Source organism: Paenibacillus sp. FSL M7-0802, from assembly GCF_038004945.1.
Classification (GTDB): Bacteria; Bacillota; Bacilli; order Paenibacillales; family Paenibacillaceae; genus Paenibacillus; species Paenibacillus polymyxa_B.
The window spans coordinates 465,861-482,580 of sequence record NZ_JBBOSD010000001.1 but is presented as its reverse complement, the minus strand read 5'-3'; the positions used below and the strand labels follow the sequence as shown (position 1 = coordinate 482,580).

The window sequence follows — 16,720 nt, the reverse complement described above, 5'->3', positions numbered from 1 at the left end:
GAAGGAGCACCCTTGTGGAGAAGCAATATGCTTTGGACCAGTTTTTAAAAGTGGTTGTCTCACCTGACAAACAAACCGCCTACTTGGAGTTTGCCAAACGTGAAGAAGGCTTTGCCTGTTCTGTGGAAGAATTAGAGCGTTTTCTAAGCAACCAAAAAATATCCTACGGTTTAATGACCGATGCAATTCGTGTATTTGCGGCAAGTCCGGAAGATCATTTCTTCGGAAAATTACTGATTGCTCAGGGAAAGCAGCCGATCCATGGCACAGACGGAAAAATTAATCTGGCTGATATTGTGACTGGCGAAGATGCACATAAGCCGCTTGAAACCGTGGATGGACGGGTGGATTATAAAGAATTAACTCGTTTAAGAAATGTAAAACGTGGTCAACTGATTGCCGAACGGGTTGATCCTGTGCCGGGTGTACCGGGGATTGCTGTAACCGGAGAGGAAATTCCTTTTCTTCCAGGTAAAGAGGCGCGTTTTAAAGTCGGAAAAAATGTAGTGATCCATCCAGAAGGTGTTGCGATGTATGCGGCTATTGACGGACTGGTGACTACGACTGAAAAGGGCAAACTTAATGTATTCCCTGTATATGAAGTGAACGGGGACGTCGATTATAGTGTCGGTAACATTGATTTTGTTGGAACCGTCGTCATTCGTGGGAATGTCTTGACTGGTTTTCGTGTTCGGGCGGCTGGCGACATTCGTGTCATCGGTGGTGTGGAAGGCGCTGAAATTGAGGCGGAAGGTTCAGTGGAAATCAGTGGCGGTATTATCGGATACCATAAGGGGTTCGTGAAAGCTGCACAAAATGTCAAATGCTCATTCATACAAGATGGTAACGTGATTGCCGGAGGCGATATACTTGTATCCCAGAGCATCATGCATTCCCAGATTAAAGCGAGTGTAAATGTACTCTGTGAGGGGACCAAAGGGCTTATCGTAGGTGGCAGTGTACAAGCTGGTAAAAAGGTAGTGGCTCGTACCATCGGTAATACGATGTCCACAGCTACTGTTATCGAAGTTGGTGTGCTTCCCGAACTGCGCGATGAACTGACAGAACTCCGCGCACGTTTGAAGCAGCAGACAGACAGTCAGGATAAAACGAATAAGGCTCTTACCATATTGGATCAGCTTGCCGCCGCCGGACAGCTTGCACCTGAAAGAATGGCTATGCGAATCAAGCTGACATCTACTAAAAAGTCTAATGAACAGGAGCTTTTGGAAACCAAGTCCAGAATGCTTGAAATTGAACGAACATTAGAGGATACAAGCCGCGCACGGGTAGAAGTGAAAAATGTGATTTACGGTGGCTCTAAAATAGTTATCGGCAGATATACAAAATTTATTAAAGATTCAGTGGAAAGAATGGCGTTTTATTATCACGAAGGAGACATCAGCATGTCCTCCTACGTGTAATTCGGCACACTGAAAAACAACATTAAACTTTGTATTCCTTGGAAGACAGAACGGATGCCCAATCGGAAAGGGTGTGGTCCAATGAGCTTGAAGGCTGTTGAATTGCAAATTGCCGTACCTCGCACCAGCGAAGCAGGAAAATACCAAAGTGAGTCCCAGCAGCGGCCGATGAATGATCAAGCATTGCTTGGACAAAAGGCCGCGTTGGAGACGGAAAACATGCGTCAGCGAAGCAGTGCCGTAGACCAGTCTGCGGAAACATTCGTCGGTGAGCGGCAAACAGGAGGGCAGAGCAGAGATTCTTCCCAGCAGAGCCGCTCCCGCTCAGATGAGTCTGAGCTACCTAAGGAGCATCCGGCAGAGCATCCGTTCAAGGGACACCATATTGATTTTTCGCTCTGATCCGACAGGTGGAGAAGCGTTATTAAAGGAGACGATGGGCAGTGGATCAACCATGGATTTATATTGTTCTGCTGGGCGCCGCAGCTGTTGTCTACGCCTGGCTTCTGCCTAAGCGTCAGCCAAGCCGGGGAACAGAAGAGGCCGTCGTCCAAAAGGTCGAGGCCACATTGGAGCAATATATGGCCGATATTGAAAACGATAATGACGAGTTGATTGAGCTCGTTTCGGGTATGAAGCAGGAGCATACAGTTAAACAGGCGGCATTACAGGAGCAAGTAGCTGAGCTTCGGCGCCGTATCGTGGAGCTTGAGCACCAGGCTATGTTTGCGACTGTCTCTATGCAAACCGAGCCTGTATCTAAGGAAATACAACATACAGCTACTTCTCATCAGGCAGCGGTTGCATACGGTCAATTTCAAAGTCCGCAACCTGGAATGTCTGTGCAGGAAGGCTACTCTGGTTCAGAAGCTCCCCTCATAACTATGGAGGAGCAGACGGTATTACAAGACCCTGAAACTGAGCAGGAAGCAGAGTCCATCCGTGATCGTTATCAAGAGTTGTTTGCGCTGCATGAGCAAGGCAAGTCAGTGGACTATATAGCCAAGCAATCAGGCATTCAACGGGGTGAAGTACAGCTCATATTGCAACTCGCGGAGCGGGAGGATGTAACGTGATCAAAAACCGTTCATTTATGCTAGGCATGGGTACTGGTCTGATAACGGGGGCATTGCTGTTGCAATTGGCAATGATCGGTCAGGGACAATCACAGCAATCTTCCACAGACCCGAAAAACATGACGCGAGAGCAGTTAGAAAAGGCAGCAGCCGAATTAAATCTTCAGATCAGTGACAGCTCTGATCCGAAAATGACAGAAGAGGAATGGCGTAATAAGGTGATCAAGGAAGGTAATAAAACTCCGGTTGCACCCCAAAAGGCTAAACCAGCTCAAACGCCGGCAACACCAAAGGCACCTGCAAACAGCACATCCTCGACTGCGTCTAAACCTTCGACTAGCACATCGGTTCCACAAAGTCCGAATAAGCCGCAAACTCAAAGATCCGGCACTACACCGACTCCCAATATCCCCAAGCAGCCTGCCACCCCACAAGTGCAGTATAGCATTGCATCGGGAAGCAATTTGAGAAGTGTGGCATCAGGATTGCAACGGGCAGGGGTCGTATCTGATGCTAGTGCATTTGAGGCAGCAGCTAAGGCCGAAAAAATCAATACCAAAATTCGTACGGGTACCTATCAGTTTGCTAAAGGTGAGGATTTCAGTTCTATTATTACTAAAATTACGAAAAAGCCGTCCAACTGACCAGACCGGGAAGTGGACGGCTTTTATTCATGCTGACAAGTTCGATAAGAGGCGTAAAACGTCACATTTTGCGTTGTTCCAACTATTGTCGAAAAGTTGGTTGCAACGATGCAAGTGTTATGGTATATTAATTGACGGTGTTAAAAACGCACGTCGGTTAATTTTATAGAGGGTGCTTTCCAATGGAAAGTCTTTATGAAAAATGATGTCGGCGGAGGACACACAAAAAACCAAACTTAGGAGGTGCGTGAAGATGGCAGTAATCTCCATGAAACAGCTTTTGGAAGCTGGGGTTCACTTTGGTCACCAAACACGTCGCTGGAACCCGAAAATGGATCGTTATATCTTCACTGAAAGAAACGGTATTTACATCATTGACTTGCAAAAGACAGTGAAAAAGGTTGAGGAAGCTTACAACTTCGTAAAAAGCATTGCAGCTGAGAATGGTACAATTCTGTTCGTAGGCACGAAGAAACAAGCACAAGATTCCGTTAAAGAAGAAGCAGCACGCGCTGGTCAATTCTACATTAACCAACGTTGGTTGGGTGGTACGCTGACTAACTTCCAAACGATTCAAAAACGTATTGACCGTTTGAAACAACTGGAAGCTTGGGAAGAAGACGGTACATTTGCAGTTCTTCCTAAAAAAGAAGTTATCATTCTTCGCAAAGAAAAAGATCGTCTTGAAAAATTCTTGGGCGGTATCAAAAACATGAAGGGCCTTCCGAGTGCTCTGTTCATCATTGATCCACGCAAAGAACGTATCGCGGTTGCTGAAGCTCGCAAATTGGGTATCCCAATCGTTGGTATCGTTGATACAAACTGCGATCCAGACGAAATCGACTATGTTATCCCAGGTAATGACGACGCAATCCGCGCTGTTAAATTGCTGACAGGTAAAATGGCTGATGCAGTTATGGAAGCAAACCAAGGCGAAGAAACTACAGCATAATATTTCCATTAGGAAATACCTATATGAATTAAATGAAAAGGGTGGTTGGCAGGTGTATAACCTCTCACTACCCTTTTTTTAAGGAATAAAGCACGGTATACCACTGAAAATCAAATTTGGAGGGAAATAATATGGCAGTTAATGCTAGCGCAGTAAAAGAGCTTCGTGAAAAAACAGGCGCAGGAATGCTGGATTGTAAAAAAGCGCTTGAAGAAGCAAACGGTGATTTGACAAAAGCGGTTGAAGTTCTGCGCGAAAAAGGACTTGCAGCTGCAGCCAACAAAGCAGGTCGTATTGCTACTGAAGGTGTTGTTGAATCCTACATTCATGCTGGCGGCCGTATCGGCGTACTGGTAGAAGTAAACTGCGAAACAGACTTCGTAGCTAAAACAGACCAGTTCAGAGATTTTGTACGCGACATTGCAATGCATATCGCTGCATCGAACCCTCGTTATGTTCGTCGTGAAGAAGTGCCACAGGAAGAAATCGAAAAAGAAAAAGAAATCCTGAAAGCACAAGCTCTGAACGAAGGTAAACCAGAGAAAATCGTTGAGAAAATGGTTGAAGGCCGCATTGGTAAGTTCTATGAAGAGTTCTGTTTGCTGGAGCAATCTTTCATCAAAGATCCGGACAAAACAATCTCCACGCTTATCAACGAAAAAATCAGTACAATTGGCGAAAACATCTCCCTGCGTCGCTTTGTTCGTTTTGAACTGGGTGAAGGTCTGGAGAAAAAAGAAGACAACTTCTACGAAGAAGTTATGTCTCAAGTGAAACAATAATTACCAACGAACGGTAATTGCATATGAAAAAAACGGAAATGGAACACATCAGTGTTCCTTTTCTTGCAACAGGACACCTATCCTGTTACATAAAGTATAAATGATATTGGAGGGTGATCATTTGGAAAAACCTGTGTTTAAGCGTGTTGTCCTGAAAGTTAGTGGTGAATCGCTGTCAGGCCCTAACGGTTACGGTATTGATGCGGATACGATTGCGTCCATTGCTGAACAAGTCAAAGATGTGGTGGAACTGGGAGTAGAAGTTGCTATCGTGTGTGGTGGCGGTAACATCTGGCGTGGTATTGCTGGAAGTGCCAACGGAATTGACCGGGCCACGGCAGATTACATGGGTATGCTGGCAACAGTGATGAACTCACTGGCCTTACAGGATGCTTTGGAACAGATTGAAGTACCTACGCGTGTACAAACATCCATTGCGATGCAACAGATTGCAGAACCATACATCCGCCGTAGAGCTATCCGTCATTTGGAAAAAGGTCGGGTTGTAATTTTTGCAGCAGGTACAGGTAATCCGTTCTTCTCGACTGATACTACAGCTGCACTGCGTGCCGCTGAGATTGAAGCGGAAGTGATTCTGATGGCTAAAAATAAAGTGGATGGCGTATATTCTGCTGATCCGTTTAAAGATAGCACAGCTGAGAAATATGAGCAGCTTACGTATTTGGATGTGCTCAACAAAAATCTCGGTGTCATGGATTCTACTGCTTCCTCGTTGTGCATGGATAACAATATTCCGTTGATTGTCTTTGCTATTACAGAGCAAGGTAACATTAAACGTGTCGTGCTGGGTGAGAAAATTGGTACGATCGTCAAAGGGAGTGTAAATTAATGCCACAATCTGTGAAAAAGAGTGCTGAGGAGCGCATGCAAAAAGCAATCCAAGCATTGCAACGTGATCTTGCATCTTTGCGTGCAGGACGGGCGACACCAGCTTTACTGGACCGTGTGCAGGTAGAGTATTATGGTGCAATGACTCCAGTCAACCAGCTGGCGAATGTCAATACACCTGACAGCCGGACCTTGATGATTCAGCCTTGGGACAAATCTTCCTTGGCCGATATCGAGCGCGCTATACAAAAATCCGATTTAGGTTTGACACCTTCGAATGATGGCAACACCATTCGTCTGAGCATTCCTGCTTTGACGGAGGAGCGCAGAACTGACTTGGTGAAGTTGACGAAAAAGAACGGTGAAGAAGCGAAGGTCGCTATTCGTAACATTCGTCGTGATGCAAATGATGACATCAAAAAAATGGAGAAAAGTGATATTTCCGAGGACGAATCTCGTAAATATCAGGAAGATATCCAGAAAACAACTGATAAATTTATTGCTGAAGTGGATAAAGTTTTAGCTGCAAAAGAAAAAGAAATTATGGAAGTTTAAAAGATTGGCAGCCCCTCCCTTACGGTGGGGTTTGTCTCTTTTCAAGCCTGAGGCACATTTTCAGAGAATGCTGGAGGAACTGGAATGATCAAACGGGTTCGGTCTTGGTGGAACGGGGAACAAAAACAGCAAACACCGGCCATTTCAAAAGACAATATTCCGCAGCATGTTGCTGTCATCATGGATGGGAACGGCAGATGGGCCAAACGGATTGGAATGCCGCGGATTGTAGGGCACCAAAATGGAATGAAGGCAGTGAAACGCACAGCAATTGCGGCGGATGAACTGGGTATTAAGTATTTGACTTTGTTTGCATTTTCAACTGAAAATTGGACGCGTCCAAAGGACGAAGTTGATTTTCTAATGCGCTTACCGCAGGAATTTCTGGCTATTGAGCTAGATGAGCTGATTGAAAAAAATGTGCAAGTGCGTATGATGGGAAACAAGGAACATTTACCTTCCCATACCGTTGAGGCGCTGACTGAAGCGACTCGACGAACTGAAAATAATACCGGACTTGTTCTTAATTTCGCATTAAATTATGGAAGTCGGTTGGAAATCACAGAATGCATGCAAACATTAGGGCGTCAAATTGCGGATGGGAAGCTTAAAACAGAAGATATAACATCTGAGCTGATCGGTAATACGTTGCTTTCTAGTGGTATGCCAGACCCTGATTTACTGATTCGAACAAGCGGTGAGCTTAGACTTAGTAATTTTATGCTCTGGCAGCTTGCCTACAGTGAGTTGTGGTTTACTGATATTTATTGGCCTGAGTTTAAGAAAGAACACTTATACGAAGCAGTGATCGAATATCAGCAAAGAACACGGCGGTATGGCGGACTGAAGTAAATGGAGGATGAAAGCCGTTGAGACAGAGATTAATTACCGGTATTCTGGCAGGCATATTCTTTTTGGCGATGGTCCTGTGGGGCGGCTTGGCCTACCATTTGCTTATATTGGCGATGGCCCTAATCGGATTTTATGAGTTCGCACGAATGACGCAGGTATCTCCTTTTGGAGGTACAGCAATACTCGGATACGTAAGCATATTAGCTTTTGTATTTCCATATGAACCTTTTGGTTTGCACTCACCCTTACCCATTGCCAGTATGCTTTGGCTGGTAATGATAGCTTTTATGATCATCACGGTAGGAACGAAAAATAAAATCCCAATTCAAACGGTAGCTATACTATTCCTTGGTACCGTTTATATAGGGTTTGGATTTTCGTATATAGCGGAATCACGTCATATGGAACATGGACTGTTATGGACTTTTTTATTGTTGGCTTGTATTTGGGCAAGTGATGCAGGGGCATATTTTGTAGGCAAAATGGCAGGGAAGACAAAACTATGGCCTGCGATTAGTCCAAACAAAACGGTCGAAGGATCCATTGGCGGCATTGTTTTAGCGTTGGTTATAGCTCTAGTATTCGCTGGATTGTCAGGTGGACTGCTGCCATGGGGCAAAGCCATCGGCATCGGTTTGTCATGTGCAGTTGTGGGACAACTGGGCGATTTGGTACAATCTGCATACAAACGAGTGTACGGCATTAAAGATTCCGGTAATCTGCTGCCAGGGCACGGTGGTATACTAGACCGCTGCGACAGCTGGATTGTCGTTTTTCCATTTGTACATATGCTGATGCTGCTTCCATGAGTCTGTTGATTACAGTTTATGCTCAGGCTTAATCTCTATGCTGTCACTCTGCGCTACTAAAAGGATGGAACCAGTAGCATAGCTGCCTGAATAACAAACAATGAGCTCCTGGCTAAAAGTGATTTTCAGGATAGGAAGGTGCATCATGAAAAGAATTACGGTACTTGGTTCAACCGGATCTATTGGAACTCAAACGCTGGATGTAGTGTCCATGCACCCGGATCAGTTTACTGTTGAGGCTTTAGCAGGTGGTTCTAATATAAAGTTACTTGCTGAGCAGGCGCATCTCTATAAACCCAAAAAAGTGTCTGTGGGTACTCGGCAGTTGGCGGATGAAATTCGTCCTTTACTGCCTTCTGGAATGGAACTGTATTGGGGAAATGAAGGACTCGTTGAGCTTGCTGCGAACACAGAGGCGGATATGGTTGTGACGGCTGTAATGGGCAGTGTCGGATTGCACTCCACGCTGGCCGCGATTGAGGCTGGAAAACAGATCGGTTTGGCCAATAAGGAAACACTGGTTACTGCTGGTCATCTGGTCACAGCGCGGGCTCGGGCGAAAGGAGTGCCGTTGCTGCCGATTGACAGTGAGCATTCAGCTATTTTCCAATGCTTGAATGGTGAGCGTATGAAAGATGTGGCACATATTACCCTCACAGCATCAGGGGGTTCTTTTCGAGATTTGACAAGAGAACAGTTGCTTGAAGTTACAGTGGAAGATGCACTCAAGCATCCCAATTGGTCAATGGGGGCCAAAATTACGATTGATTCAGCAACGATGGTAAACAAGGGGCTGGAAGTCATTGAGGCGCATTGGCTATTCGGACTTGATTATGAGCAGATTCATGTGTTGCTTCATCCGGAAAGCATTATTCATTCCTATGTTGAGTTTCAGGATACAAGCATTGTTGCTCAACTTGGGAATCCGGACATGAGAGTACCCATTCAATATGCGTTGACTTACCCTGAGCGTATGAAGTCCCCGGCGAAGCCGTTGTCACTGGCTGAAGTGGGTAGACTCCATTTTAAGGAAATGGATTATAATCGTTTTCCTTGTTTAAGGCTTGCCTTCGAATGTGGTAAAATGGGTGGTACAGCACCGACCGCCTTTAATGCAGCTAATGAGATTGCTGTTGCCCGTTTCCTGCGTGGAGAAATTTCTTTTCTGCATATTGAAGCTATTATTGAACGTGTGCTGGAGCGGCATGTCAATGTGGCTAATCCTGATCTTTCTGCGATTGAAGCCTGTGACGGAGAGACTCGTAGCATAGCTGCGGGGTTGTAGGCTAATGCTGGGTTAAGAAACGAAATGTGATTCTCTTGTGCGGGATTGGAGAATAATGATAATCTAGGAAGACAAACTCGATCTCATTGAAAGGGGAACGGAAACGATTGGAAACGATTCAAATAGTGTTGATGACGGTGCTCATGTTTTTCGTCATAGTGACAGTGCATGAATGGGGGCATTATTATTTTGCCAAGCGCGCCGGGATTCTGGTACGGGAGTTTGCGATCGGTTTCGGTCCGAAACTGTTTTCTTATAAAAGAAACGAGACGCGATTTACGCTGCGTTTGTTGCCGTTCGGTGGCTTTGCCCGCATGGCGGGAGAGGATCCGGAGATCAATGAAATTGAGACCGGACAAACGATTGCTGTACGCGTAACGGATGACGTCGTTAAAACCATCTATCTAGATCAACTGGATAATCGCAAGAATGTGGTACGCGGCGAAGTGTTGGATATTGATCTGGAACAGTCGTTAACTTTAAAATTGGATGTAGATGGCGAAGATCAGCAATACACTGTACACCCGCAAGCGATGATGGTAACCAAAGGACAATCCATTCAGATTGCACCAAAGGATCGGCAGTATGGGAGTAAAACAGTAGGACAGCGTGCGATGGCTATTTTTGCTGGACCACTGATGAATTTTATACTTGCCTTTATTCTGTTTGGTCTTCATATTCAGATGGTCGGCATACAAGTGGACAACCCGACTTATGTCCAAATTAGTGAAATTACAGCAGGTATGCCCGCTGCTGAAGCTGATTTGCATAAGGGAGATATCATTGAATCGGTGAATGGAATAGCCATTGGTGCAAATGTTGAAAACATGATCAAACTGATTGCGGATTCTCAAGACAAGCCGATGAAGTGGACGATTCGCCGTGATAATAAGACCTTTGATCTTACTATTACACCTCGTGCAATGGAAGGACAAAAGGGTGGCAAGGTGGGCATTGTGCCTGAACTTCCAAAACGCCAAGCAGGTGTGGGTGAAACGTTCAAATTTGCCGGACAATCCATGGTCAGAACGACCGATATTATTTTCCAAGGATTTAGCCAGCTCATTCAACGTTTTTCTATCAACGACCTGGGAGGCCCGGTACGTACTTTTGAAGTGACGGGGCAAATTGCCAAGCAGGGGATTGAGCAGTTGACGTATTGGACTGCTATAATGAGTCTTTATCTGGGGATATTTAATTTATTGCCTATTCCGGCGCTGGATGGAAGCAGACTTGTTTTCCTTGGTGTGGAGGCTGTAAGAGGACGTCCCGTTGATCCGAGCAGGGAAGGAATGGTCCATTTCGTTGGTTTTGCTATGCTATTCCTGCTTATGATTGCGGTCACGTATAACGATATTTTACGCTTAATTAATGGTTAATTAGAGACGGACCTATATAAAAACGGTCAGTATGGGAGGACATGCATTTCTATGTCGAATGATAAACAGTTTGTCGAGGAAATTACGCCGCAGAGCGAAGATTTTTCCCGATGGTATATTGATGTTATTAAAAAAGCAGAACTGATGGATTATTCCCCTGTTCGCGGATGTATTGTATTCCGACCCGATGGTTTTGAAATTTGGGAGCATATCAAGGAAGCCATGGACGTGCGCTTCAGAGAAACAGGCCACCGTAATGCCTATTTTCCAATGTTCATTCCCGAAAGCTTTTTTCAAAAGGAAAAAGAGCATGTCGAAGGGTTTAATCCTGAACTACCTTGGGTAACCGAGGCTGGTGGAGAAAAGCTGGAAGAGCGTCTTGCAATACGTCCGACTTCGGAAACCATGATAGGTCATATGTACTCCAAATGGATTCAATCCTATCGTGATCTGCCGGTGCTTATTAACCAATGGGCTAACGTAGTGCGTTGGGAAAAACGCACGTTGCCTTTCTTGCGTACAAGTGAATTTTTGTGGCAAGAAGGTCACACGGCCCATGAAACAGAAGAAGAAGCACGTGAAGAAACGATGAAAATGCTGGAAGTATACCGTGAGGTTATTGAGGAAGTTCTAGCTATTCCGGTTATTACTGGACAGAAAACACCTTCTGAAAAGTTTGCAGGTGCGAAGGATACATTTTCACTAGAAGCGATGATGAAGGATGGACGGGCGGTACAAGCTGGGACTTCCCACTACATGGGGACTAATTTTGCCGTTGCATTTGATATTAAATATTTGAGTCGTGAAAACAATCTGGAATTCGCGCATACGACTTCATGGGGAACAAGTACACGTTTGATCGGCGCACTGATTATGGTCCATGGAGATGACCGTGGTCTGGCATTGCCTCCTAAAGTTGCGCCTACGCAGGTTATTATGGTTCCAATTGGACCACCTAAGAAGCGTGATGCGGTTATCGCTCGTGCAGATGAACTATTTGCTGAGTTGAAACAAGCGGGAGTGCGTGTTAAAATGGACGACCGCAGTGATGTAAGCCCAGGCTGGAAATTTAATGAATATGAAATGCGCGGTGTGCCGGTTCGTATGGAAATCGGGCCTCGTGATATGGAAAACGGCGTCTGTGTGCTCGTATCCCGTATCAGCGGTGAGAAAAAAATCGTGCAGCAGGATAATCTGGTTGAGGAAGTACACGCGATGCTCGCACAGGTACAGCAGGAGATGTTTGATCGTGCGAAAAATTTCATGGAAGAAAATTTCTATTCTGTCGATACGTTGGACGAAATGAAGACTCTCATGGAGGAAAAACGCGGTTTTACTTTGGCAGGTTGGTGCGGATCTGAAGAATGTGAAGACAAAGTTAAAGAAGTGACAGGTGCTACAAGCCGTAATATACCGTTTAAAACAACCGAGCAAAAGTCCACATGTTTGTGCTGTGGCAAACCTGCCAAGCATACAGTAGTGTTCGCACGGGCGTACTAATATAGAAGTAGGGCAATACCACTATACTCACTTCATTCTCTTCGCCGACAGGGTAGCTGTTACCGGACAATGTTCCGAAGGATCTATGTCGTTGTGAGGAGGATTAAAGAGGGTTACGAAAAGCTTTTGCGGTCGGAGATGTTTTTGACGCAGAAGCTTTTCATGTTTTCAGAATGGTAGATTTGAAATTGGGGGGAGAGCCATGGGCGGAGCTGAAGAAAAGAGAAAGCGGCTGGAACTGCTGATGAAGCAGGTTGTGATGCCGACGGGAGTGGTTGAACCTTATTTTTTGGACGGTTGGATTGATCAAGTGGAGATTAGCCGTACCAATAAGGATTGGAATATCACTATTGCCAAGGAGACACTGGTCCCCGCTCAGGTGTATCGTACGTTCTGTATTCAAGTACAGGAAAAAATGAGTCACATCGCAAAAATTACGTTCCGTTTTCAGTATAGTGAGCAGATTCAGCCGGGTGATATCATTAGTGAATACTGGAAACTTTTTCTAGAGTGGGTACATCGTGAGATTCCTTCTGTTAACGGTTGGTTGAATCGGGCTGTGCATGAGTGGGAAGACGGTCTATTATTGCTAACGATGAGCGACAGTATGTCATTGGAACTGGCGCGTAAAAAGCAGATAGATCAAGCTATCATCAAATTTTACAATAAATATTTCGGGCTCTCTATGCGCATTAAAGTCCAGGTGGGTGAAAGTAACCAGGAGGCATTACAGCAATTCCAAGAGAAGAAGATGCAGGAAGAACGCGAAGTTATTCAGCAGATGATGGAAAGTATGGAATCCGAAATGCCGCCTTTGGACGAAGAAGAAGGAGACGTACGGCTTCAATTTGGTTATGACATCAAAGAACCGGCTGTTCCGATGCAAGATATTCAGGACGAAGAAAAGAAAGTCACCTTACAAGGGACAATCTTCGGTTTGGATAGTAAAGAATTGCGCAATGGCAGTACGTTGTTTACGTATTATTTGACCGACTTTAGTGATTCCCTGCAAATGAAAATGTTTGCTAAAACTAAAGAAGATCTGAAGATCCTCAGTTTGTTGGCTAACGGGAAATGGGTCAAAGTGCGGGGGCGAGTTGAATATGATCGTTTTATGCAAATTCCCGAGCTGGTTATGATTCCTTCCGATCTAGTTGAAGTACAGGCTCCACCCACACGTAAGGATAAGGCAGAGGAAAAACGGGTTGAGTTCCATCTACACACAAAGATGAGTGCAATGGATGCTGTCGCCTCGATTGATCAATACGTCAAAACAGCCGCCAAATGGGGGCACAAAGCGATTGCCGTCACCGATCACGGTGGTGTGCAATGCTATCCTGATGCAGCAAAAGCAGCAAAGAAAAACGGAATTAAAATGATCTACGGTATTGAGGCCAACGTGGTTAATGATGCCGTTGAGGTTGTAATGCAGGCACAACCATTAAATTTGAAAACAGCGACTTATGTCGTTTTTGATATTGAAACCACCGGTTTATCGGTTACACAGAATAAAATTATTGAGATTGCGGCTGTAAAAATGCATGATGGCAAAGAAGTTGATCGTTATGCTACCTTTGTCAATCCGCATGAGCGTATACCCTACAATATCCAGCAACTGACCAATATTAACGATGAAATGGTCAAGGATGCGCCGGATGTAGAACCTGTTATGAAGGAGTTTGTAGCTTTTGCTGGCGATGCTGTATTGGTTGCCCATAATGCGCGATTTGATGTCGGCTTTATCCAGGCCACCCTTCGAAATATGGGTTTGCCTGAAATGACCAATCCGGTACTGGATACGCTCGAACTGGCTCGTTTACTGTTTCCAACGATGAAAAACCACCGTCTGAATACGCTGACGACCAAATATAAAGTGGCGCTCGAAAGCCATCACCGGGCCATTGACGATACAGTCGCACTGACTGAAGTGCTGAATGGCTTGCTGAATGATGCGGAACAAATTAAGGGTTTAAAAATGCTCGATCGTCTGAATGATTATGTGGGTAAGGATTTATCTACCGTTCGTCCTTTTCACTGCTGTATTTATGCCCTCAACCCGATTGGTAAAAAAAATCTGTACAAGCTGGTTTCGATGTCTCATACCGAATATTTCAAGCGTGTGCCTTGTATTCCTAAATCAAAATTGTCAGAAATGAGAGACGGATTGCTTATTATTTCTGGCTGCGAAAAAGGAGAGTTCTTCGAGGCTGTGTTGAACAAGTCCGAGGAAGAGGCCGAGGAAATTGCACAGTTTTATGATGTGTTGGAGATTCAGCCTTTGACAATGTATATGCATCTAGTGGAAAAGCAATTGGTAAGTGGGCCTGATGCTCTGAAAACGGCGATACGCAAAGTATGCGAAATTGGACGGCGACTTGATAAGCCCGTAATTGCCACAGGTAATGTTCACTATTTGGAAACTCGCGATAAGCTGTACCGTGATATTACGATACACGGCATTACGGGATTTAGCCCGCTAAAAGATATTCGTAAGCCAGATGCGCATTTACGCACCACAGACGAAATGCTGGCAGAATTCGAGTTTTTGGGCGAGGAGAAAGCCTATGAAGTCGTTGTGAAGAATACCATTGAGCTGGCGGATCGGTTTGAGGAGCTGGAGCTGTTCCCTGACAAGCTGTTTACACCTTTGCTGGATGGGGCGGACGAGGAAATCCGCAACACTTGCTACGAGACGGCTAAATCCATCTATGGTGAGGAATTGCCCGAGGTGGTTGTAGCCCGCCTTGAAAAAGAACTGGAGCCGATTATTAAATACGGTTTCTCTGCCAATTATCTCATTTCCGAGCGTCTGGTTAAAAAGTCTAATAAGGATGGATATCTGGTAGGTTCACGGGGTTCTGTTGGATCTTCTGTGGTCGCTACCTTTCTCGGAATTTCCGAGGTTAATCCACTGCCTGCACATTATATTTGTGGTAATCCTGAATGCAGACATAGCGAATGGATTTTGGACGGTAGTGTGCCGAGCGGATTTGACTTGCCAGACAAAAACTGTCCGAACTGTGGTGGCAAATTGAAGGGTGAGGGACAGGATATTCCGTTTGAAACGTTTCTTGGGTTTAAGGGAGATAAAGTTCCCGATATTGACTTGAACTTCTCTGGCGAATATCAGCCTGTCGCACATAACTATACGAAAGTACTGTTTGGTGAGAAAAGTGTATTCCGTGCTGGAACCATAGGTACAGTTGCCGAAAAAACTGCCTTTGGCTTTGCAAAGAAATATGAAGAGGCGCATCATAAAAAATGGCGTGGGGCTGAGCTGAACAGGCTGGCTTCGGGCTGTACAGGGGTCAAACGCAGTACAGGGCAACATCCAGGCGGAATTGTCGTTGTTCCCGATTATATTGAGGTCGAGGATATTACGCCGGTACAGTATCCCGCCGATGATACAAGCTCGGAATGGAAAACAACGCATTTTGATTATCACGCTTTTGATGCGAATTTACTCAAACTCGATATTCTGGGTCATGATGATCCGACTATGATGAGAATGCTTCAGGATTTGACCGGTGTCGATCCTACGACCATTCCAATGAATGATCCTAAAGTGATGAGCATGTTCAACTCCACGGAGGCGCTCGGTGTAACCCCCCAGCAAATCCGCACGCCTGTAGCAACCTATGGTGTACCAGAGATGGGGACGAAGTTTGTACGCCAAATGCTAGTAGAGTCGCAGCCAAGTTCTTTTGCTGATTTACTGCAAATATCCGGACTGTCTCACGGCACGGGCGTATGGCTGGGGAATGCACAGGAACTGATTAAGAATAATACCTGCAACATCAAGACTGTAATTGGTTGCCGTGACGATATTATGCTGTTTCTGATTTACAAGGCAGGGATGGACGCAGGTCTGGCCTTTAAAATTACGGAGAGCGTACGTAAAGGTAAGGGGCTTAGTGCCGAATGGATTGAGGAAATGAAAAAATGCAAGGTGCCACAGTGGTACATTGATTCCTGTCTGAAAATCCAGTACATGTTTCCGAAGGCGCATGCTGCAGCCTATGTTATTTCAGCAGTGCGCACAGCGTACTTTAAGCTGTATCATCCGATTGAATATTATGCGACTTACTTTTCAGTACGTGCAGCTGATTTTGATATTGAGCTGTGCTGTCAGGGATATGATGCAATCGCGCGGAAGATTGTCGAAATCGAGCAGCTTGGCTTTCAGGCACCGCCCAAAGAAAAAGGGATGCTTCCGATCCTAGAAATGGCTCTGGAAATGACGGCTCGCGGGTTTAGTTTTAAATCCATTGATTTGTACCGTTCCGAAGCTACACGCTTCAAGGTCGATGGAGATTCACTCATTCCGCCATTCGGAGCTCTTCAGGGAATTGGAGACAATGCAGCACGTAACATCGCAGCCTCCCGTGAACAGGGTGAATTTTTGTCTGTCGAGGATTTTCAACAAAAATCGAAGGCAAGTAAAACCATTGTCGAAATGCTATCCCAGTTGGGATGCTTTCGAGGTTTGCCAGAGAGTAATCAGCTGTCTCTGTTTTAATCCGAACTACAGTAGTCAAGCTCTGGCACTTGTCACATAACTATGGTTATGTTATAATTTTTTTGGTAATCATGGAGATAAAACCGTTGCTAAA

Annotated in this window: 14 protein-coding genes; all 14 read left to right on the top strand. The window is 45.2% G+C overall.

From position 1 onward, the window contains the following. Positions 1 to 14: 14 nt before the first annotated feature. A complete protein-coding gene (locus MHB54_RS02505) occupies positions 15 to 1,424 on the top strand; it encodes a DUF342 domain-containing protein (protein WP_023988205.1) in 1,410 nt (469 codons plus the stop codon). An 81-nt stretch (positions 1,425 to 1,505) separates the two neighbouring features. Continuing rightward, on the top strand, positions 1,506 to 1,826 hold the full coding sequence (locus tag MHB54_RS02500; protein ID WP_023988206.1) for a hypothetical protein: 321 nt from the start codon (positions 1,506 to 1,508) through the stop codon (positions 1,824 to 1,826). Between the two features lie 41 nt (positions 1,827 to 1,867). Beyond that, positions 1,868 to 2,500, top strand: coding sequence for a hypothetical protein (locus MHB54_RS02495; RefSeq protein ID WP_209941764.1), 633 nt, complete (start codon positions 1,868 to 1,870; stop codon positions 2,498 to 2,500). Beyond that, positions 2,497 to 3,144 (top strand): endolytic transglycosylase MltG, encoded by a 648-nt coding sequence (locus MHB54_RS02490; protein WP_209941773.1) that lies wholly within the window; start codon positions 2,497 to 2,499, stop codon positions 3,142 to 3,144. Before MHB54_RS02495 ends, MHB54_RS02490 begins: the two co-directional genes overlap by 4 nt. Before the next feature lie 253 nt (positions 3,145 to 3,397). Beyond that, positions 3,398 to 4,096 (top strand): 30S ribosomal protein S2, encoded by a 699-nt coding sequence (gene rpsB / locus MHB54_RS02485; RefSeq protein ID WP_013309916.1) that lies wholly within the window; start codon positions 3,398 to 3,400, stop codon positions 4,094 to 4,096. A 131-nt stretch (positions 4,097 to 4,227) separates the two neighbouring features. After that, positions 4,228 to 4,878: a translation elongation factor Ts gene (gene tsf / locus MHB54_RS02480; RefSeq protein WP_013309917.1), complete on the top strand. Its 651-nt coding sequence runs from the start codon at positions 4,228 to 4,230 to the stop codon at positions 4,876 to 4,878. Positions 4,879 to 4,999: 121 nt separating this feature from the next. Continuing rightward, positions 5,000 to 5,728 (top strand): UMP kinase, encoded by a 729-nt coding sequence (pyrH, locus tag MHB54_RS02475; RefSeq protein ID WP_013309918.1) that lies wholly within the window; start codon positions 5,000 to 5,002, stop codon positions 5,726 to 5,728. Continuing rightward, a complete protein-coding gene (gene frr, locus MHB54_RS02470; protein WP_023988209.1) occupies positions 5,728 to 6,282 on the top strand; it encodes a ribosome recycling factor in 555 nt (184 codons plus the stop codon). Before pyrH ends, frr begins: the two co-directional genes overlap by 1 nt. A gap of 84 nt (positions 6,283 to 6,366) precedes the next feature. Then, positions 6,367 to 7,134 carry an isoprenyl transferase gene (locus tag MHB54_RS02465; RefSeq protein WP_023988210.1) on the top strand — a complete coding sequence of 256 codons (768 nt, stop codon included), beginning with the start codon at positions 6,367 to 6,369 and terminating at the stop codon, positions 7,132 to 7,134. 17 nt (positions 7,135 to 7,151) lie between these two features. Next, positions 7,152 to 7,943 (top strand): phosphatidate cytidylyltransferase, encoded by a 792-nt coding sequence (locus MHB54_RS02460; RefSeq protein ID WP_023988211.1) that lies wholly within the window; start codon positions 7,152 to 7,154, stop codon positions 7,941 to 7,943. Between the two features lie 145 nt (positions 7,944 to 8,088). Beyond that, positions 8,089 to 9,228: a 1-deoxy-D-xylulose-5-phosphate reductoisomerase gene (locus tag MHB54_RS02455; RefSeq protein ID WP_023988212.1), complete on the top strand. Its 1,140-nt coding sequence runs from the start codon at positions 8,089 to 8,091 to the stop codon at positions 9,226 to 9,228. A 107-nt stretch (positions 9,229 to 9,335) separates the two neighbouring features. Then, positions 9,336 to 10,607 carry an RIP metalloprotease RseP gene (gene rseP, locus MHB54_RS02450; RefSeq protein ID WP_264453880.1) on the top strand — a complete coding sequence of 424 codons (1,272 nt, stop codon included), beginning with the start codon at positions 9,336 to 9,338 and terminating at the stop codon, positions 10,605 to 10,607. Positions 10,608 to 10,658: 51 nt separating this feature from the next. After that, complete coding sequence (proS, locus tag MHB54_RS02445) at positions 10,659 to 12,107, top strand: proline--tRNA ligase (protein WP_013309924.1); 1,449 nt, start codon at positions 10,659 to 10,661, stop codon at positions 12,105 to 12,107. A gap of 202 nt (positions 12,108 to 12,309) precedes the next feature. Beyond that, entirely contained in the window at positions 12,310 to 16,626 is a 4,317-nt protein-coding gene (locus MHB54_RS02440) for a PolC-type DNA polymerase III (RefSeq protein ID WP_068940658.1), read from the top strand. Positions 16,627 to 16,720: the final 94 nt, after the last annotated feature.